This window comes from Streptomyces sp. NPDC058246 (assembly GCF_042881985.1).
Taxonomy (GTDB): Bacteria; Actinomycetota; Actinomycetes; order Streptomycetales; family Streptomycetaceae; genus Streptomyces.
On sequence record NZ_JBHVWZ010000028.1, the window covers coordinates 22,230 to 41,576 of the forward strand.

Consider the following 19,347-nt stretch of genomic DNA (forward strand, 5'->3'; position numbering starts at 1 on the left):
GGTGCCATGACCGTCCGGTCGGCTCTCCAGGTTCTCGGAGGGTCGGCCCACCAGGGTTTTCAGGAGGGCAGTGGCCATGGCACGCGTACGTACCATCGGTGTCGTCGGGCTCGTACTGGCGGCGACGGTGACCGCCGGGTGCTCCGGCGCGGGCGCCGCGTCGAGGAACGGGTCCGGGTCCGGGTCGGCAACCGGCTCGGGAACCGCTTCGACCACCGGCGCCGCTCCGGCACCCACCGAGTCGAATCCGCCCGGGGACATCCCCGACAACCAGGCCTACGTCGCCTACCAGCCGTCCGGCGGCGGCTTCACGGTGAAGGTGCCCGAGGGCTGGGCCCGTACCGACAAGGGCGGCACCACCGTCTTCACCGACAAGCTGAACCAGGTCCGGATCTCCGCCGCGACCGCCGCCACGGCGCCCACCGTCGCCTCGGTGAACTCCAAGGTCGTGCCCCAACTACGAGGGCAGGTACCGAAGTTCGGCAATCCACAGGTGTCGCAGGTGACCCGGCACGCGGGGCCCGTCGTCCTGCTGAAGTACCAGGGCGACTCGGCCGCGGACCCGGTCACCGGCAAGGTCGTGCGCGACGCGTTCGAGCGGTACGCGTTCTACCGGCAGGGCCACGAGGTGGACCTCACACTGTCCGGGCCGGTGAACGCCGACAACGTGGATCCCTGGCGCATCGTCAGCGACTCGTTCGCGTGGAAGTGATGGTCGTGATGGCGAGCACCACGCGCGATCCCGCGACTGTCGGGCGCGAGTCCGCCGCGGAAACCGAAGACGCCCTCTCCGCACGGGAGTTGTACCGCTTCTTCCGGGCCGGCGAGGAGGAGACGCTCGCGCTGCGCGGGGTGTCACTGCGGGTGCGGCGCGGTGAGACCGTCGCCGTCGTCGGGCCGTCCGGAGCGGGCAAGTCCACGCTGCTGTCCTGCCTGGCCGGACTCGACGAGCCCTCGGGCGGCGAGGTGCGGGTCGGGGGCGTACGCATCAGCCACCGGCCCGAGACCGAGCGCGCCCGGCTGCGGGCCCGCCACATCGGCGTGCTCCTGCAGACGCGCAATCTCGTCGCGCATCTCAGCGTGCGCGACAACATCAGCCTCGCGCACAGTGCCGTGCGCGGCCGGCCGGCCGCGTCCACCCGGGACTTGCTCGACCAGGTCGGGCTGGCGGGGCGCGCCCACGCGCTGCCCCGGCAGCTCTCCGGCGGGGAGGTGGCGCGGGCGGGACTGGCCGTCGCCCTCGCCAACTCCCCCGACGTGCTGCTCGCGGACGAGCCCACCGGCGAACTCGACGGCCACACCGAACGCCTGATCCTCCAGATGCTGCGCGACCGTGCCGCCGTGGGCTGCGCGGTCCTCATCGTCACGCACAGCGCGGAGGCCGTCCGGGTCGCCGACCGGGTGATCACCCTGGACGACGGAAGGACCAGCGATGTCTCCGCGTGAGCCTGGTGTGACGTCTTCGCCGAGCGAGGGCGAGCCCACCACGGCACCCCAGCACTCCGCCCCGCCCTCCGACGGGCCCACCACGGCACCCCAGCAGCCCGCCCCGCCCTCCGACGGGCCCACCACGGCAGCGCGGCACTCCGCCCCGCCCTCCCACGAGTCCGCGGCGCCGCCCCCCGTCGACGTGCTCGTCGCCTGCCACGACGTCGCTCTCACCTTCGGGCGGGGCGCGAGTGCCGTGGTGGCCGTGCACGGGGTGAGTCTGGAGGTGCGGGCCGGGGACCGGCTCGCTGTCGTCGGACCCTCGGGTTCGGGCAAGTCGTCGCTGCTGCATCTGCTGGCCGGCCTTGAACAGCCCACCAGCGGCACCGTCAGCCGGCCCGCCCTGGGCGGTGCGCGCGACATCGGTCTGGTGTTCCAGGGCGACAGTCTGATCCCGGCCCTGGACGTCGCCGAGAACACCGCGCTGCCGCTGGTGCTCGCCGGGATGCCGGACGCCCGCGCCCGCGCGGCGGCCGTCGAGGCGCTCGCGCTGGTGGACGCCGCCGAGCTGGCCGACCGGCTGCCGGAGGAGATCTCCGGCGGTCAGGCGCAGCGCGTCGCCGCCGCCCGTGTGCTGGCCCAGGCTCCCCGGCTGATCCTCGCCGACGAGCCCACCGGCCGGCTCGACCACACCACCGGCGGGCACGTCCTGGACGCCCTGCTGACGGCGGCCGGACGTACCGGCGCGGCCCTCGTCGTCACCACGCACGACCCGGCGATCGCGGCTCGCCTCACCACCCGACTGACCATGCGCGACGGCCGGTTGCTGAGCACCGCGGCGAACGCCACGGAACCACAGGAGGCGTCATGAACACCGCTTGGGCGCGCGGCCTCGCCCGACACCGCACCGGACGGCTCGTCGCGGCCCTCGCCGGGATCGCCCTGGCCGTCGCCCTCGTCGCCTCACTCGGTTCCTTCCTGACCGCGTCGAAGGCGACCATGACGCAGCGCGCGGTGCGGTCGGTCGCCGTGGACTGGCAGGTCGAGGTGCAGCCGGGCGCGGACCCGAACGCGATGCTCTCGCTGGTGCGCAAGACGCCCGGCATCCAGACCGCCGTCCCGGTCGGCTTCGCCCACAGCAGTTCGTTCGCCGCGCACGTACAGGGCAGTACGCAGACCACCGGGCCCGGCGTGGTGCTCGGCCTTCCCGACCACTACCAGAAGCTCTTCCCGGGCGAAGTGCGTCCGCTGACGGGCAGCACCAGCGGTGTCCTGCTGGCCCAGCAGACCGCGTCCAACCTGCACGTCGCCCCGGGTGACACCGTGGGTATCCAGTTCCCCGGGACCGGCGCGCGCCAGGTCCGGGTGGCCGGAGTCGTCGATCTCCCGCAGGCCGACTCGCTGTTCCAGAAGGTCGGCGCCCCCAGCCAGACCCAGCCGACCGCGCCGCCCGACAACGTGGTGCTGCTCCCGGCCGCCGACTTCGCCTCCCTGACCGGGCACGCCACCGGCGTCACCACCCAGATCCACGCCGCCCGGGACGCCACGCTGCCCACCGACCCGGCCGCGGCCTTCACCGCCGTGACCGGCTCCGCCCACCATCTGGAGGCCCGGGCCTCGGGTGGCGCGATCGTCGGGAACAACCTCGGTGCCGCTCTGGACTCCGCCCGCCAGGACGCGCTGTACGCGCAGATCCTCTTCCTGTTCCTCGGTGTGCCGGGCGCGGTCCTGGCCGCCGCGCTGACCGCCTCGGTCGCCGCCGCGGGTGGCGAACGGCGCCGCCAGGAGCAGGGCCTGCTGCGCCTGCGCGGACTGCGGCCGCGCCGGATCGCCTCCCTGTCCGGCCTGGAAGCCGCGCTGGTGGGCGTCACCGGCGGCCTCGCCGGCCTCGGCATCGCCGCGCTGACGGGTCGTATCGCCTTCGGCTCGGCCTCGTTCGGGACCAGCGCGGGCCAGTGGATCCTCTGGTACGTCCTCGCCTTCGTGCTCGGTGCCGCGGTGGCCGCGGGCGCCGTGCTGATACCCGCGCTGCGCGATCTGCGCACTGTGACCGTCGCCGACACGCGCCGGGCCGAGCGCCGTACCGGCTCCCCGTGGTGGATGCGCTACGGGCTCGACTTCGCCCTGCTGATCGGCTCCTGGCTGGTCTTCCGGGCCTCGTCCGGCAACCAGTACGCCCTCGTCCTGGCGCCGGAGGGGGTGCCGAGCATCTCGGTGTCGTACTGGGCGTTCCTGGGCCCGGCGCTGCTGTGGCTCGGCGCGGCGCTGCTGCTGTGGCGGCTCACACTGCTCGCCCTCACCCATGGCCGTGGCGTCCTGACCCGGCTGTCGCGTCCGTTCGCCTCCCACCTGGCGGGGACGACGGCCGCGGTGCTCTCCCGGCGCCGGCGACCGCTGGCCCGTTCGGTGGTGCTGCTCGCCCTGGCGGTGTCGTTCGCCGTGTCGACGGCGACCTTCAACGCGACGTACAAGCAGCAGGCCGAGGTCGACGCGCGGCTCACCAACGGCGCCGACGTCACGGTCACCGAGCCGCCCGGAGCGCGGACACCGCCGAGCGCGGCGAGCGCCCTGAAGGTCTCCGGCGTCCACCATGTCGAGCCGATCCAGCACCGGTTCGCGTATGTGGGCTCCGATCTCCAGGACCTCTACGGGGTGCGCCCGGACACGATCGCCTCGGCCACCTCGTTGCAGGACGCGTACTTCTCCGGGGGCAGCGCCGCCACGCTGATGAAGCGGCTGGCGAACCGGCCCGACGGGCTGCTGGTCAGCGCGGAGACCGTCAAGGACTTCCAGCTCGCGCCCGGCGACACGGTCAATCTGCGGGTCCAGGACGCCCGCACCAAGGCGCTGCGCACGGTGCCCTTCCACTACGTGGGCGTCGCCAAGGAGTTCCCGACCGCGCCGAAGGACAGCTTCTTCGTCGCCAACGCCTCGTACGTGGCGAAGGCGACCGGCAGTGACGCGATCGGCGCGTTCCTGCTGGACACCGGAGGCACCCACCAGAAACAGGTCGCGGCCCGGCTGCGGCACCGGCTCGGCACCGGTGCGACGGTCACCGACCTCACCCAGACCCGTGGCACCGTCGGCACCAGTCTGACCTCCGTGGACCTGGCCGGGCTCACCCGGATCGAGCTGGCCTTCGCAGTACTGCTGGCCGCCGGGGCGGGTGGCCTCGTGCTCGCGCTCGGTCTGGCGGAGCGCCGCCGCACCTTCGCCATCGCCACCGTGCTGGGCGCGCGGCCCCGTCAGCTGCGCGGCATGGTCCTCACCGAGGCGCTGCTGCTGACCGCGGGCGGACTGGCCGGTGGCGCGCTGATCGGCTGGGCGTTGTCAGAGATGCTGGTCAAGGTGCTGACCGGGGTGTTCGACCCACCGCCCGCCGGCCTGTCGGTGCCCGGCGCCTATCTGACGCTGACCGCCTCCGCCGCGGCGGTGGCCGTCCTGGCCGCGGCGCTGAACGGGGTCCGACGGGCGGCCCGACCCGCCGTCGAGGAACTCCGCGATCTGTGAACAGCCGGTCCCGCTCTACGCTGCCCCCCATGCGCACGCCCGCCGCTCCGGACTCCGCCCGATCCAGTCGCATCCAGGTTCTCGTCGTCGAGGACGACGACACCATCGGGCGGCATCTGGAGACCGGCCTGCGCGGCAACGGCTACGCGCCCGCGTGGAGCAGGACCGGCGCGGGCGCGCTCGCCGAGGCCGCGCGGTCCCCGTACGACGTCCTGCTCCTGGATCTCGGCCTGCCCGACATGGACGGGCTCGACGTCGCCCGGACGCTGCGCGCCCGCTTCCCCGACCTGCTGATCGTCATCCTCACCGCCCGCACGGACGACATCGACGTCATCGCGGGGCTCGACGCGGGGGCCGACGACTACCTGGTCAAACCGTTCAGCCTGACCGTGCTGCTCGCCCGGCTGCGGGCCCATCTGCGTCGCCGAGCCGTCGACTCCCCGCCCCAGGAGCCGATCCGGCTCGGCGACCTCGTCATCGACATCACCGCGCGCCGGTGCACGCTGCACGACCAGGAAGTCGACCTGCGGCCCAAGGAGTTCGAGCTGCTCGCCGTGCTCGCCCGGCACGCGGGCGAGGCCGTGTCCCGCGAGACGCTGATGGCCGAGGTGTGGGACGAGAACTGGTTCGGCTCGACGAAGACGCTCGACGTGACGATGGCCGGGCTGCGGCGCCGTCTGACGGACGCGGAACAGCGGCCGTACGGGGTGGCACAGCCGTACCGGGTGCCCCGGATCACGACATTGCGGGGGCACGGCTACCGTCTCGAACCCACATGAGCCGTACGGCGGTTCACAGCACCCGGCGGCGCACCAGGACGCCCAGTGCCACCAGCCCCGGGAGCAGCGGCAGCCACACGGTCAGCAGGCGGTAGCCGAGGACCGTGGACGCCGCCGCGCTGCCCGGCGCGCCCGCCAGGGTGAGGGCCAGCGCGAGGGCGGCGTCCAGGGAGCCGATGCCGCCGGGGGTGGGCAGCAGGACGGCGGCGCTGCTCGCGGCCAGGTACGCCAGTGCCACCTGGGCCGGGGGCAGCGGCAGGTCGATGGCCTGGGTGACGGCGATGACCACGGCGGCGTGCAGCGAGGCGAAGGCGAGCGAGCCGCCCCACAACGCGACTGCCCGCGCGGGGACTTCGTGCACGGCGCGGACGTCCGCCAGCACGGCCCGCAGCGCGCGCCGCAGCGGCCCCGCCACAAGGACCACGGCGGCGGCGACCACCGCGACCGTCACCGCCCACGCCGTCGTGGAGACGTGCGGAATGCGGAGCGTGCCGGGACAGGCCAGCGCGAGCACGGCGATCAGGCAGCCTCTGACCACGCTCCCCGCGGTGGCCTTGACCGCCAGCGCGGTCGCCGACCGGGTGACGGGCAGCCCGCACCGGGTCAGGAAGCGCAGGTTGACGGCGCCCGCCCCGAGACCGGCGGGCAGCACGTGGTTGGCGGCGGAGGCCGCGAACTGCACGGCGACCAAGCGCCCGGCGGGCAGCGACCGGGCCACCGCGCCCTGCTGGGCGAGGGCCGAACACACCCAGGTCGCGACCGTGGCGACGGTCGCCACGAGCAGCCATCCGCGGTCGGCGGCGGCGAGCCTGCCGGCTCCGGTCGCGATCACCGGCCAGTGGCGCCGGGCGAAGTACGCCGCGCACAGCACCACGACAAGGCCGATCCCGGCGTGCCAGGGGATCCGTCGCCCGACGGGAAACGGGCTGCCGACGGACATCGGGCCGCTGGTGGGCGCCGGCGCTTCGACGGTTGTCGGGGGGTGACCGGGCGGGTGGCTCATGCCGCTCCGCCCGCCGCGCCGGGGGCGACATAGGCGAGCCGGTCACCCACGCGGTGCGGGGTCCAGTCGCGGGCGTACGCGGGCGGCCGTCCACCCTGGGTGATGAGCACGGCGACCGGCTCGCGCTGTCCGGCCCGCACGATGGCCGACTCGGTGGTGTTGGCGTTGTGGCCACCCGTCGCGACGGATGAGCAGCCGGTGTAGAAGGCGATCGGGACGGCCTCGTATCCGGTCAGCAGGCAGGGCGACCGTACGCCGAGCCGGTGCAGGTCGGTCGCCATGGCCGCCCAGTTCCGGTGGGAGGCGGTGGTGCGCTGCACGGTGGCCTGAAGGACCGCGAACTGGACCGCCACATGCCCGGCGAGGCCGAGCGCCACCAGGGTCACGGCCATCGGGCGCCAGGCCCGGTTCGGGGCGGCGACCAGGTGGACGAGCGCGTCGGCGACCGGGATCGCGAGGAGGGCGTAGACCGGGAGCAGGAAGCGCGGAGCGGCGTAACCGATCATGAACAGATACGGGACGCCCGCCGTCGTGGCGCAGGCCAGGAGCAGCAGTGTGCTCGCCGTGCGCCGGGCCTTGACGGCGATCACCAGGCCGAGGACGGCGAGCACCGGCAGCGCGAACCACCACACCATCACCAACGGGTTCGGCATCGCCCCGGTGCACGGACGGCACAGGGCGCGTCCGCCGAGGCTGCGCAGTTGGTCGCCGACGGCGAAGTTCCAGCCCAGGCCGCCCTGGATGCGGGAGCCGTCGGAGAGCCGTTGGGCCAGGCCGCCGTAGCTGACATACGCCTCGACGACCCACTCGCCCGCTCCGGCCATCAGGCCCGCGACGAGCGCGACCAGCAGCCGGGGCCGCCGCCACCGGCGGGCGGCCACGACGAGGACGAGGAGCGGCAGGGTCGCCCAGACCGCGTCAGTGGGCCGCATCCACGCCATCAGCGCGGTGCTCAGGCCCACTCCCCACAGGGCCGCCCGGTCGGCGCGGTCCGCCCGGGCGCGCAGGAAGCAGCCGACGCAGGCCAACGCGCCGATCGCGACCCAGTAGTTGGGCATGGCCTGGGGGCCGTAGAACAGGGTCACCCACAGCGTCGCGAACAAGGCGCCCGCCGAGGCCAGCACCCGTACCGGGAACAGACCCCGCCAGACGCGCAGCGCCAGGTACAGGCCGAGGCCGGACAGCACGGCGAGGTAGACCCGCAGCAACGCGGTGGACGACGACCAGGAGGCGATCGGTGCGACGAGCAGCGGGACGCCGCGGGCGCGCGGCGCGCTGAAGAACGCCGCGGGGGCGTGCGGGCTGACCTGGCTGACGTAGACGGTCTCGTCCCAGCCGAGGCCCATTCCGGGGCGTACGAGGAGGAGTTGGGCCAAGGTGAAGGCGGCGGCCACCAGCGCCAGTGGGATCCAGGACTCGCCGCCGGGGCGTCTCGACGCGCGGGCAGCCGAGGGCGGTCCGTGGCGCCTGGCGCCGACGAGCGGGACGTTCAAGGTCTTGGCCATCGTCCACCCTTCACCCCTACAAGCTGTAGGGTTCCTTCACCCTACAAGACGTAGGGTGAAGGAGGGAGTCGGGAAAACATGGACAAATTAACGCGAATCACTCGTGAGTGCAGGCCGGGGGTGGCATCCGGGTCCGACCGGCCCCGATTTGCCTGCCCCTACGCGCTGTAAGGTGGCGGACATGGCTGGCACAGGCCCCCACGGCAGAGCGGAACGGCGCAGCGCCGGCGAGTTGGAGAGCGAAGTGCTGGCCGCCCTGTGGGCCACCGACGACGCGCTGACCCCCGCCGAGATCCAGGCCGAGATCGGCGGCGGCCTCGCCTACAACACCGTGCACACCATCCTCAAGCGCCTGTACGACAAGCAGTTGGTGCTCCGTGACGTGGCCGGGCGGCGCGGCGCGTACCGGCCCGCCAAGAACGCGGCCGAGCTGACCGCCGACGCCATGCACGAGGCGCTCGACCGCGGCCCCGATCCGATCGCGGCCCTCCAGAAGTTCGTCACCGGGCTGAGCCCCCAGGAAGAAGAGGCCCTGCGCGACCTCCTCGCGGGGAACGGGCCATGAGGATCGACGTCTACGTTCCGATCGTCCTGTCGCTGCTGCTGCCAGCGCTCGCGCCGCTGGTGGGCCGGCGCGTGTCGCCGGCACTGGCGGCCCGCGTGCTGACGGTTGCCGGTGTGCTGACCGCGGCCGCCTCGACGTGGGCGCTGTTCCTGCTCGCCGCCACGCTGATCGGCCGGGCCCCGTCCGTGGCCGCGGAGGCCACCGAGGACGGGCGCGCGCTGCCCGAGCCCGTCCCGGAGACCATCGCGGTGGTGGCGGTCGCCAGCCTCGGCGTGATCGCCTACCGGCTCTTCCACGTCGTACGAGCGCACTACGCGACCCGCCGGATCCTGCTCCGGCTGTGCGAAGGCCATCCGCCCGACAGCGAGCTCATCGTGGCCGCCTCCTCGACCCCGCACGCCTTCGCGATCCCCGGAACGCCGGGCCGGATCCTCGTGACGGCCGCGATGCTCGGCGCGCTGGAACCCGCGGAGCGGCGCGTCCTGCTGGCCCACGAGCGAGCCCATCTCGCCCACCGCCACTCGGCGCTGTCGACCGCCGTCGCCCTGGCCGCCGCGGCCAACCCGCTGCTCGTGCCCGTACGCGCCACCGTCACCTTCCTGCTGGAGCGCTGGGCCGACGAGGAGGCCGCGGGGTCCGTCGGCGACCGTCGCACCACCGCGCGTGCCCTCGCGCGCGCCGCCCTCGTCTCCCAGCGCGCCCGGCCGGGCTGCGCCCTGCACTTCTCCGAGCACGCCGTCAGCCGCCGGATCGCGGCGCTCCAGACCGCTCCGCCGCCCAACCTGTGGCCCATCGGAGCCGCCGTCCTCGCCCTCGGGGCACTGCCCGCGCTCGGCGCGGTCGACGCCACCGGCGATCTGCTGCGACTGCTGGCCGAGACGCTGCCCGGCTGGTAGGTGGATGGGTGGGCCTCCGGGAGCCGGGGGGCCTCCGGGAGCAGGGGGCCCTCCCGGGAGCCGGGGGTCCTCCGTGAGCCGGGGGCTCAGTCAGCGGTCTGCTCGGCGGGGCGAGGCAGACCGGCCGTCTGCTCGGCGGGGCGACGTAGACCGGCGGTCCACTTCTCCTCGATGCGGCCGATCTTCCACACCATCAGGGCGAGGACCCAGGTGGCGAAGAAGAGGCCGACGATGACGAAGCCGATGACGTTCAGGTCGAGGCCGCCGACCCAGTCCCAGAACGCGCCGTGCAGACGCAGCTTCTGCGCGAGCAGGCCGAGGAGTTCGACGGTACCGATGATCAGGGCGACGGCGACCGACAGACCGGTGATGGTGAGGTTGTAGTAGACCTTGCGCACCGGCTTGGAGAAGGCCCAGCCGTACGCGAAGTTCATGAACGAGCCGTCGATCGTGTCGAGCAGCGACATGCCGGCCGCGAACAGCACCGGCAGGCACAGGATCGCGTACCACGGCAGCCCGGACACGGCACCCGAACCCGCGAGAACCAGCAGGGCGATCTCGGTGGCCGTGTCGAAGCCGAGGCCGAAGAGCAGGCCCAGCGGGTACATCTGCCAGGGCTTGGTGACCGACTTCATGACGCGCCCGAGGAGGCGGTTCATGAAGCCGCGGTTGTTGAGCTGCTCCTCCAGGGCCGCCTCGTCGAAGTGGCCGGAGCGCATCTGCCGGAAGACCTTCCAGATGCCGGCCAGGATGACGAGGTTGAGCGCGGCGATGACGTACAGGAAGGTCCCGGAGACCATCGTGCCGATCAGCCCGGTGACCTCGTGCAGCTTCGAGTTGTCGTCGCGCACCGGCCCGGCCAGTGTCCTGACGCCCAGGGAGAGCAGCAGGGTCAGTCCGAAGACGATGCTGGAGTGGCCGAGCGAGAACCAGAAGCCGACCGACAGCGGGCGCTGTCCCTCGTGCATCAGCTTGCGGGTGGTGTTGTCGATGGCCGCGATGTGGTCTGCGTCGAAGGCGTGCCGCATGCCCAGCGTGTACGCCGTGACGCCGATCCCCACGCCGAACGACTTCGCGCCCAGGCTGTAGTGCTCCGGCGCGACGACGGCGACCAGCGTGAACCAGCCGATCACGTGCAACGCGAGAATGAAGGCGCCCATCCCGCCGAGCCGGCCCCACTCCTGCCGCGTGAGCGACGTACGACGCATGTTTCGAGCCTTCTTTCGGGTGGGAGCCGCGCACTCCCACCCTGATGCCACGATGTATCACCTGCAATCTATTCGCAGTAAAGCTTCGGTCGGCGCTTGACCAGCTACGACCGCCGCTCCTTGAGGCGGGCGTAGCCCATGAGGCCGACCAGGAGCGCCAGCAGCACGGCCGAGGAGCCCGCGGTGCCGAGGTCGAGGCCTCCCTTGGCGACCGGCTTGGTCAGGAAGTCACCCGCCGTGGCGCCGAGCGGCCGGGTGAGCACGAAGGCGAACCAGAACAGCAGCACGTTCGGTACGACCGGCACCCGGGTCAGCGCGAGGAGGAGCACGAGTACCCCGCCCACGAGCAGCGCGCCGCCCGCGTAGCCGAGGCCGGAGCTGTCGGACAGGAAGTCGCCCATGGAGGTGCCGAGCGTGTTCGACACGAGGATCGCCGCCCAGAAGAGGGACTCGCCGCGGAAGGTCACGATGTCGCGGATGACGAACGTCTGCCCGGTCAGCTTCCAGGCGGCGAAGATGGCGATCAGCAGCGAGATCAGGATCGCGGCGCCCACCGGGTAGCCGAGCCCGAGACCCTGGGGCCCCCAGCCCAGCGAAGTGGCGCCGCCCGAGAGGTACTTGGCGCTGGCGTCGCGGTTCATGAAGTCGGACATCGTCGTGCCGGCCATGCTGGTCGACAGGATGACGGTCCAGTAGAAGAACGGGTTGTACTGACGTGACATGAGCTGCACGACCAGTGTGATCACGAAGATCAGGAACAGCAGGATGGTGGTCAGGAAGTAGCCGAGCTTGAGGGTCTGGGCGAAGAGGTCGCCCGCCGTCTCACCGAGTGTCGTCGCGGCGATCTTCATGACCCAGAAGGCCAGAGTCACCTCCGGCAGCTTCTTCATGACGTAGGTGCCGGGGTCCGCGACATCCAGAGCGGCGGCACCGGGATCCGTGACGAGTTCCGACTTGTCCATTGTTCAGTTCTCTCGTGGGGGTTCAGGGCTTATGCCGGGAAAGGCATGATCATCAACGTGACAGCCCCAACCTGAAGACTTCCTGAACGCGTGGATCATCCCTGCTCCGGCACCCGAACAGCCTCGTACTCGCCCGTACTCGCTCGTACGACCTCGCGTGGCCCGCGCGAAGGCGTGATCGACGCCATGGCCGACGCCTGACCGATCAGCGGACGTCCACGTCGACGGCGACGACTGCTTCGGCTTCGGCTTCGGCTTCGGCGCAGGCTTGAGCGGCCGTGGTGAGGTCACCGGTGGTGAGGTCACTCGCCTCGCCAGATGTTGTCGAAGGCCGCGTCTTCGATGCTGCGCCGCTGCCGTACGGCTTCCAGTTCGGTGACCGCGTCGCTCACGGCGGCCAGTACGGTGACGACGGCGTCGTCGACGAGGCCGACGGACTCCTCGGCAGGCGCGTCGTGTATGCCCGCGGCGGTCGCGAGGCCGACCAGGACGGGCTCACCCGACGCCCAGCGGTCGGCCGCGTGGCGTCGGGCCGGTGCGTCGCCCCCGTCCGGGCGGCCGCTCCGCAGGGGATTCCAGCGGTGGCGTCGCCGCGTGTCCGGCGCTTCCGCCTCCAGGGCGGCTACATAGGCCGAGGCCAGGCCCCGTCCCCGGCGCCACAACCAGTCCTCGACGGACTCGTACGGGATCTCCCGGATGAGCGACGACACCGCCCCGTCCAGCATGCGGTCATCCGTGGTCCCCTCCGGGCCGGGCACAATGCGGTCGCCTTCCAGGGTGAGCGCCTGGGCGTCGAGGAGGTCGATCAGTTCGGCTCCCGCGAGGGCCAGCGACAGGTCGCCCTGACCGACGGGACGGCTGGACGCGACGTCCATGGCGGTGATCAACAAGTCCTGCGGTGTGGTCATGACGGTCTCCACGTCGGAAGCATCGCCGGCGAGCGCCGTTCCCGTTCCACTACCACCATGTGGTGCGGGAAGCCGATACGCAGCACGACGGCGGCCGTGGCGGCCCCGAGCACCACGACGGCGGATTGGGCCACGAAGCCTCAGGGCGAGTGGAGCGGGACGCCGCCTCGGGCCGAGAAGGCGCGCAGGGGTCGTACGGTCGACGAGGCGTCTGCCCTCATGAGGTCGCGTCGGTCCGTCCCGGGTCGTTGGGGTGAGATTCGAGTGCGGTGACGGTGAGGTTCATCCACGGGCGCAGCGGCAGGGTGCCGAGCACCTTCTCGTGCAGCTCGTCCTCGTCGGCGGCCCGCCAGACGCCGATGCTGCGCATCTCCCCGACCGGGCGCCACAGCCGCGCCAGGTTGCCGGTGGCGGCCAGTTCCCTGGCGCGGACGGCTTCGGCGGCGCGCCGCCGGTCGACCTCGTCCTGGCTGGTGCCCTCGGGGACCGTGGTGGTGATCTCGACCAGGAACTCTCTCATGATCCTGCTCCGCTCGACGGGGCATCCGGAGAGGACCGGAACGCCGCGGGTGCTGGTGGTGTCCTGGGCTTTCAAGGCGGCGGCCGACGGCGGTCGCGGGCCGCGGAACCTCGTCGGCCGTGTCGACCCTGTCGGTCCTGTCGACCCTGTCTGTCCTGTCGACCCTGTCTGTCCTGTCGACCCTGTCGGTCCTGTCGGCCGTGTCGCTCCTGTCGGCCGTGTCGGCCCGGTGGCCGGCCGCGCCCCGGGCGTACTGCAGGTGGCGGCAAGGGCCGGTGCGGCACCGCTGCGGTCACCTGTCCTGGGGCTTCCATGCCTCCATGGTCCCCGGTCAGCGGACCCGCGCGTCGAACGCCTCGTACGCCGGCTCGTCGAAGAGGACGAATCTGACCTCCTCGACCGCGGTCTCCGTATCCCGGACCGTCTCCACCGCGATACGGGCGGCGTCCTCCATCGGCCACCCGTAGATACCGGCGGAGACTGCGGGAAACGCGACCGTACGGGCGCCGAGTTCGTCGGCCACTCTCAGTGATTCGCGGTAGCAGGAGGCCAGCAGCTCCGAGCGGTCCTCGCTCCGGGCGAACCGCGGACCGACGGTGTGGATCACCCAGCGCGCGTCCAGCTCGCCCGCGGTGGTGGCGACCGCCTTGCCGGTGGGCAGGCCCTTGCCGTAGTGACCGGCCCGGAGCTTGCGGCACTCGGCGAGGATGTCGGGGCCGCCTCGGCGATGGATGGCTCCGTCGACGCCTCCGCCGCCGAGCAGCGAGGAGTTCGCCGCGTTGACGATGGCGTCGACGCTCTGCCGGGTGATGTCGCCCTGGACGAACGTGATGGTGGTCATGACTGTCGCAGCCTCCTCCAGACGGCCTTCGCCGCGTTGTGCCCCGCCATGCCGTGCACGCCTGGCCCCGGCGGAGTGGCGGCCGAGCAGAGGAAGACGGCCGGGTGCGGGGTGCTGTACGGGAACGCGGACACCTTGGGGCGCAGCAGGAGCTGGAGCCCGGAGGCGGCGCCGCAGGCGATGTCGCCGCCCACATAGTTGGCGTTGTGTGCGGCGAGCTCGGGCGGCCCCGCGGTCGCGCGGGCCAGGACGCGGTCGCGGAAGCCCGGCGCGAACCGCTCCAGCTGTCGCTCGATCGGGTCCGTGAGGTCCCCTGTCCAGCCGTTCGGAACGTGTCCGTACACCCAGAAGACCTGCTTGCCGTCGGGGGCCCGGGAGGGGTCCACGACGCTGGGCTGCACGGTGATCAGGAAGGGCACGTCGGGCGCCCGGCCCTCGCGGGAGGCCGCCCTGAGCGCAGTGCTGATCTCCGCGCGGCTCGCCCCGAGCTGCACGGTCCCGGCGGTGCGCGCCTCCTTGGCCGTCCAGGGCACGGGGCCGTCCAGCGCGTAGTCGACCTTGAAGACACTCGCTCCGTACCGATAGCGCTCGTAGTACCGCCCGAAGCCTGCGATCCGGGCCAGGGCGGTCGGCGAGGTGTCGAAGACGTACGCGCGAGCGGGCGGCAGGTCGTCGAGGCGCTTGACCTCGTACTCGGTGTGGACGGTGCCGCCGAGGTCCTTGAGATACGCGGTGAGCGCGTCGGAGATGGACTGGGAGCCGCCACGGGCGACCGGCCAGCCGCCCGCGTGCGCGGCCAGCGCGAAGACCAGGCCGACGGCGCCGGTGGCGATGCCGTCGAGGGGGGCGATGACATGAGCCACCAGCCCGGCGAACAGCGCCTTGGCCCGCTCGTCGCGGAAGCGGCGCGTCAGCCACGTCGACGGTGGCAGTCCGGCCAGGCCGAAGCGGGCGAGGGTGACCGGGTCGCGGGGCAGCGCGGTCAGGGGCAGCGACATGAAGTCGCGCACCAGCGTGTCCCACTTCGGCAGGAACGGCGCGACGAGTCTGCGGTAGACGCCGGCGTCCCGCGGCCCGAACGAGGCGGCCGTCTCGGCCACCGAGCGCGAGAGCACCGCCGCCGTGCCATCGGGGAACGGGTGCGCCATGGGCAGCTCGGCGTGCAGCCACTCCAGGCCGTACCGCTCCAAAGGCATCGCCTTGAACGCGGGTGAGTTGGCGCCCAGCGGATGCGCCGCCGAGCACGGGTCGTGCCGGAATCCGGGCAACGTCAGCTCTTGGGTGCGCGCTCCCCCGCCCACGGTGTCCCGCGCCTCGAACACAGCCACGGAGAAGCCGCGGCGGGCCAGCTCCACGGCAGCCGTCAGTCCGTTCGGCCCCGCACCCACCACGACCACATCGAGCATCGACGGCACCTTCGGACTCCTTTGTCAGCCGATGGCCACTGAGGATCAGGATATGCCGCGGGACTGACAACCTTGGCGACGCGGGGGGGTTGGGGGCGGGTACCCGGCCGGGTACGGGCCACCGCTTCGGACCGAGACCCCGGGCGCGTGCCGGTCTCTTGATCAGCTCGATCGCCGTCTGAGCCTCTCGGTCACCGTCTCGTCAGCTCGATCGCCGTCTGAGCCTCTCGGTCACCGTCTCGTCAGCTCGATCGCCGTCTGAGCATCTCCGTCACCGTCTCGTCAGCTCGGTCGCCGTCTGAGCATCTCCGTCACCGTCTCGTCAGCTCGGTCGCGTCTGATCATCTCGGTGAGCGTCTGAGCAGGCGCGCCCGCCGTCCGATCAGGCTCCGGCCGTCAGCAGGTCCACCACCCGGCGGGCCGTGGCCGCGTCCCGCGCCGCCGTGAAGGGCAGCGCGTTGCCCCCTGTCACGCGGAACGGCTCGCCCGTGAGAGTCAGATGAGCGCCGCCGGCCTCCTCCACGAGCAGCAGGCCCGCGGCGTGGTCCCAGGCGGCCTCCCAGGAGAACGCCGTCGCGTCCAACTCGCCGCGGGCGATGGCGAGATACTCCAGGCCCGCCGAGCCGCACGCGCGCGGCACGACGCCCTCGACGCTCAGGCCGAGGAGGGCGCGCTTCTGCTCGTCCGTGGTGTAGTCCGGGTGGGACGTGGCGATGTCGAGGTCGCGGCCGGGCTCGGGCGAGCCGGAGCGCAGGGGCACGCCGTCGAGTACGGCGCCCCGGCCGCGTATCGCGGTGGCGAACTCGTCGCGCGCCGGAGCGTATGTCCACGAGGCCCGCACGACGCCGTCCAGCGCGAGCGCGACCAGCGTGCAGAAGCCCGAGTCGCCGTGCACGAACTGCCGCGTTCCGTCGACGGGGTCGACGATCCAGACCGGCGCCGCGCCACGGATCGCCTCGTAGGTGACCGGGTTCGCGTGCACCGCCTCCTCGCCGACCACGACCGAGCCGGGGAGCAGCTTGGTGAGGGCCTCGGTGAGGTACTCCTCGGCCTTGCGGTCGGCGTCCGTCACCAGGTCGTGCGGGCCGGACTTCTGGTCTATCTCGTGCGCGGCGAGCTGCCGGAAGCGCGGCATGATCTCGGCGGCGGCCGCCTGCCGAACTGCTTCTTCGACGTCGGACGTGCGGTGGGCGAGAAACTCGTCGATGGTTTCGATGTCTTCGATCATGGCTCCATGACAGCACGCGCCACTGACAATCCCCACCCGCCCGGTGTACTCCGGGTGGAATCGCCATGAATTCGGGGGGCGTGTGGATCACTGGCCGCCGAGGGTGACGGAAGCCGGCGCCAGACCACCGGGGTGCGGACATCGCCGTCCGACCGCCGGGGTCTCGGAGGTCAGCGTCCGACCGCGTACCCCTGCATGCCGCGCGGGTTCGCCGCCGCCGACAGCACTCCCGTCTCCGGGTCCCGTGCGACCGCGCACAGGCGCCCCTCGGACCAGGCGTCGTCGACCAGGACGTCATGGCCGCGGCGGCGCAGTTCCGCGACGACCGCCTCGTCCGTGCGGGACTCGACGGTGAGGCTGCCGGGGCGCATGCCGCGAGGGTAGAAGGAGCTGGGGAAGCTGTCGTTGTGCCAGTTCGGGGCGTCGATGGCGCCTTGGAGGTCGAGGCCGCCGCGCACCTCGGAGCGCAGCGCCACGGACAGGAAGAAGTGCGTCTGCCACTGGTCCTGCTGGTCGCCGCCCGGGGTGCCGAAGGCCATCACCGGCACGCCGCCGCGCAGCGCCAGGGAGGGGGTCAGCGTGGTGCGCGGACGGCGGCCCGGCGTCAGGGAGTTGGGCAGGCCCTCCTCCAGCCAGGCCATCTGGAGCCGGGTGCCGAGCGGGAATCCCAGCTCGGGCACGACCGGGTTGGACTGCAGCCAGCCGCCACTGGGGGTGGCGGCGACCATGTTGCCCCAGCGGTCGACGACGTCGAGGTGGCAGGTGTCTCCCCGGGTGCCGCCATCCGGTGTCACGTGGAGCTCCCTGGCCGCCCGGGCCACGGTGGGTTCGCCCGCGCCCGGTGCCGCCAGCGCGTCGAAGCCCGGCTCCCCCTCGGCCGGCACGCGCGCGTGCCGGCTCATCACCGGAGTACGCCCTCCGGGGCTGCCGGGGCGCAGTTCGTACGACGCCTTGTCGCCGACGAGGGCGCGCCGCTCGGCGTTGTACGTCTCCGACAGGAGATCGTCGAGAGGCACCTCGGCCGCGTCGCCGTACCAGGCCTCCCGGTCGGCCATGGCGAGCTTGCAGCCCTCGACGAGAAGGTGGACGTAGTCGGCGGACCCGTGACGCGGCAGCTCCGGCGGGAGCAGGGCCAGCTGCTGGAGGAGGACCGGGCCCTGGCTCCAGGGGCCTGCCTTGCACAGGGTCCAGCCCCGCCAGTCGTACGTCACCGGGGCCTCGTAGGTCGCGGACCAGGCGGCCAGATCCGCGGCCGTCAGGGTGCCGGTGTGGCGCTCGCCGCTGGTGTCCATGGTGGGCCGCCCGGACTGGCGCACCAGGGCCTCGGCGATGAAGCCGGACCGCCAGACCCGCCGCGCGGCTTCGATCTGCATCCCGCGGTCCGTCTCCTCACAGACCTCGGCGAGCAGCCGTCGCCAGGTCGCGGCGAGGGCGGGGTTGCGGAGCAGCTCGCCGGGTCGGGGTGCCTTGCCGCCCGGCAGATACACCTCCGCCGACGAGGTCCACTCCGTCTCGAACAGCTCACGCACGGACTCGACCGTCTCACCGACGCGCTCCACGGGCGGGTGCCCGTCCTCCGCGTACCCGATGGCGTACTTCAGGACGTCGGCGAGTGACTTGGTTCCGTGATCGCGCAGCAGGAGCATCCAGGCGTCGAACGCACCCGGCACGGCGGCGGCGAGCGGCCCGGTACCGGGTACGAGATCCAAACCGAGTCCCCTGTAGTGCTCGATCGTCGCTCCCGCGGGCGCGACGCCCTGCCCGCACAGCACCCGCACCTCGCCGCCCGCCCGGGCGAGGATGATCGGGACCTCGCCCGCGGGTCCGTTGAGGTGAGGCTCGACGACGTGCAGGACGAAGCCCGCGGCGACAGCGGCGTCGTACGCGTTGCCGCCGTCCTCGAGGACGGCCATCGCCGACTGCGAGGCGAGCCAGTGTGTGGAGGACACCATGCCGAAGGTGCCCTGGAGGGTGGGGCGGGTCGTGAACATATGGCCTCTCACCTCGCTGTTTCCTGGCGTCGGCCCGTCCGGTCGGCGCTCAGGACTGCTCCTGGGGAGTGTCTGGGGAGAATGTCCAATGTCTGGACAGCTCGGGCCAGAGCTCTCCTCCATCCACTCCCCAGCAGGCTATCGATCGCCCTGCGCCCCTCACATGGGGCGGCCATCGGGCCGCCCATGACCACCAGGACCACCATGTCATCCGCCGTATCCGGCACCCGGGCGCCCGCCCAGGTCCGGCAGACACGAACCGGCAGCCCGGCCGCCTCGACCGCAGCGCCGATGGCGTGAGGCCCTACGAGACTTCGAGGCCAGGTCAGGTTGTATTTGCCATCTCATTCCCGCTGGCGTCCCCGCATGTGCGAGCACTCCGACAGAACGGCGGAGTTCCGGTGGTCGACATCGCCGTTCGCGGGTTCCTCTGATTTACGAGGCCCGAGCCTGAGCGTCTGATGAGACCGACGGGTGGTCGAGGAGTATCAGGGCCAAGCTGAGCTGCCGGGCACCGGACGACGGAATCCGGACCGGTCCTGGACACAGCGATGAGTTTTCGCGGCCTGGAGAGTCTCATCACCGTCATCGACCACG

At 72.3% G+C, this 19,347-nt stretch carries 17 protein-coding genes; 7 read left to right on the forward strand and 10 right to left on the reverse strand.

Translation table 11 applies throughout. The features are described 5' to 3' along the window. The first annotated feature begins 76 nt into the window (after nt 1–76). The 5 genes from ACFVXA_RS31075 (at nt 77) to ACFVXA_RS31095 (ending at nt 5,717) form a co-directional block, all read left to right on the forward strand. Nucleotides 77–712, forward strand: coding sequence for a hypothetical protein (locus tag ACFVXA_RS31075; protein WP_383907186.1), 636 nt, complete (start codon nt 77–79; stop codon nt 710–712). 8 nt (nt 713–720) lie between these two features. After that, complete coding sequence (locus ACFVXA_RS31080; protein ID WP_390027857.1) at nt 721–1,446, forward strand: ABC transporter ATP-binding protein; 726 nt, start codon at nt 721–723, stop codon at nt 1,444–1,446. A gap of 184 nt (nt 1,447–1,630) precedes the next feature. Further along, a complete protein-coding gene (locus ACFVXA_RS31085; protein WP_383743615.1) occupies nt 1,631–2,299 on the forward strand; it encodes an ABC transporter ATP-binding protein in 669 nt (222 codons plus the stop codon). Next, complete coding sequence (locus ACFVXA_RS31090; protein WP_390027859.1) at nt 2,296–4,938, forward strand: FtsX-like permease family protein; 2,643 nt, start codon at nt 2,296–2,298, stop codon at nt 4,936–4,938. The genes ACFVXA_RS31085 and ACFVXA_RS31090 overlap by 4 nt, the downstream gene beginning before the upstream one ends. Nucleotides 4,939–4,967: 29 nt before the next feature. After that, a complete protein-coding gene (locus tag ACFVXA_RS31095) occupies nt 4,968–5,717 on the forward strand; it encodes a response regulator transcription factor (protein ID WP_362024991.1) in 750 nt (249 codons plus the stop codon). Nucleotides 5,718–5,730: 13 nt separating this feature from the next. Here the strand turns inward: ACFVXA_RS31095 and ACFVXA_RS31100 are convergent, their stop codons facing one another. Both ACFVXA_RS31100 and ACFVXA_RS31105 read right to left on the reverse strand, forming a co-directional pair. Beyond that, complete coding sequence (locus tag ACFVXA_RS31100; protein WP_390027861.1) at nt 5,731–6,657, reverse strand: YbhN family protein; 927 nt, start codon at nt 6,655–6,657, stop codon at nt 5,731–5,733. A gap of 59 nt (nt 6,658–6,716) precedes the next feature. After that, nucleotides 6,717–8,225: a hypothetical protein gene (locus tag ACFVXA_RS31105; RefSeq protein ID WP_390027863.1), complete on the reverse strand. Its 1,509-nt coding sequence runs from the start codon at nt 8,223–8,225 to the stop codon at nt 6,717–6,719. Nucleotides 8,226–8,406: 181 nt separating this feature from the next. Here ACFVXA_RS31105 and ACFVXA_RS31110 point away from each other — a divergent pair, with 181 nt between their 5' ends. After that, entirely contained in the window at nt 8,407–8,790 is a 384-nt protein-coding gene (locus ACFVXA_RS31110; RefSeq protein WP_362024983.1) for a BlaI/MecI/CopY family transcriptional regulator, read from the forward strand. Continuing rightward, complete coding sequence (locus ACFVXA_RS31115; RefSeq protein WP_384021971.1) at nt 8,787–9,686, forward strand: M48 family metalloprotease; 900 nt, start codon at nt 8,787–8,789, stop codon at nt 9,684–9,686. Before ACFVXA_RS31110 ends, ACFVXA_RS31115 begins: the two co-directional genes overlap by 4 nt. A gap of 86 nt (nt 9,687–9,772) precedes the next feature. Here ACFVXA_RS31115 and ACFVXA_RS31120 read toward each other — a convergent pair whose 3' ends face one another. The 8 genes from ACFVXA_RS31120 to ACFVXA_RS31155 form a co-directional block, all read right to left on the reverse strand. After that, a complete protein-coding gene (locus ACFVXA_RS31120) occupies nt 9,773–10,894 on the reverse strand; it encodes a HoxN/HupN/NixA family nickel/cobalt transporter (protein ID WP_384400630.1) in 1,122 nt (373 codons plus the stop codon). A 104-nt stretch (nt 10,895–10,998) separates the two neighbouring features. Continuing rightward, nucleotides 10,999–11,856 carry a hypothetical protein gene (locus tag ACFVXA_RS31125; protein ID WP_390027866.1) on the reverse strand — a complete coding sequence of 286 codons (858 nt, stop codon included), beginning with the start codon at nt 11,854–11,856 and terminating at the stop codon, nt 10,999–11,001. 302 nt (nt 11,857–12,158) lie between these two features. After that, the gene (locus ACFVXA_RS31130) at nt 12,159–12,764 is read right to left on the reverse strand and encodes a GPP34 family phosphoprotein (protein ID WP_362024966.1); all 606 of its coding nucleotides are present in this window, start codon (nt 12,762–12,764) and stop codon (nt 12,159–12,161) included. A 217-nt stretch (nt 12,765–12,981) separates the two neighbouring features. Beyond that, nucleotides 12,982–13,284: a muconolactone Delta-isomerase family protein gene (locus ACFVXA_RS31135; RefSeq protein WP_362024963.1), complete on the reverse strand. Its 303-nt coding sequence runs from the start codon at nt 13,282–13,284 to the stop codon at nt 12,982–12,984. 331 nt (nt 13,285–13,615) lie between these two features. Then, nucleotides 13,616–14,125 (reverse strand): O-acetyl-ADP-ribose deacetylase, encoded by a 510-nt coding sequence (locus tag ACFVXA_RS31140; RefSeq protein ID WP_390027870.1) that lies wholly within the window; start codon nt 14,123–14,125, stop codon nt 13,616–13,618. Continuing rightward, on the reverse strand, nt 14,122–15,531 hold the full coding sequence (locus ACFVXA_RS31145; RefSeq protein ID WP_362024957.1) for an NAD(P)/FAD-dependent oxidoreductase: 1,410 nt from the start codon (nt 15,529–15,531) through the stop codon (nt 14,122–14,124). Before ACFVXA_RS31145 ends, ACFVXA_RS31140 begins: the two co-directional genes overlap by 4 nt. A gap of 382 nt (nt 15,532–15,913) precedes the next feature. Further along, nucleotides 15,914–16,759, reverse strand: coding sequence for an inositol monophosphatase family protein (locus ACFVXA_RS31150; protein WP_362024954.1), 846 nt, complete (start codon nt 16,757–16,759; stop codon nt 15,914–15,916). 170 nt (nt 16,760–16,929) lie between these two features. Continuing rightward, the gene (locus tag ACFVXA_RS31155) at nt 16,930–18,750 is read right to left on the reverse strand and encodes a gamma-glutamyltransferase family protein (protein ID WP_383907161.1); all 1,821 of its coding nucleotides are present in this window, start codon (nt 18,748–18,750) and stop codon (nt 16,930–16,932) included. Nucleotides 18,751–19,347 lie beyond the last annotated feature (597 nt).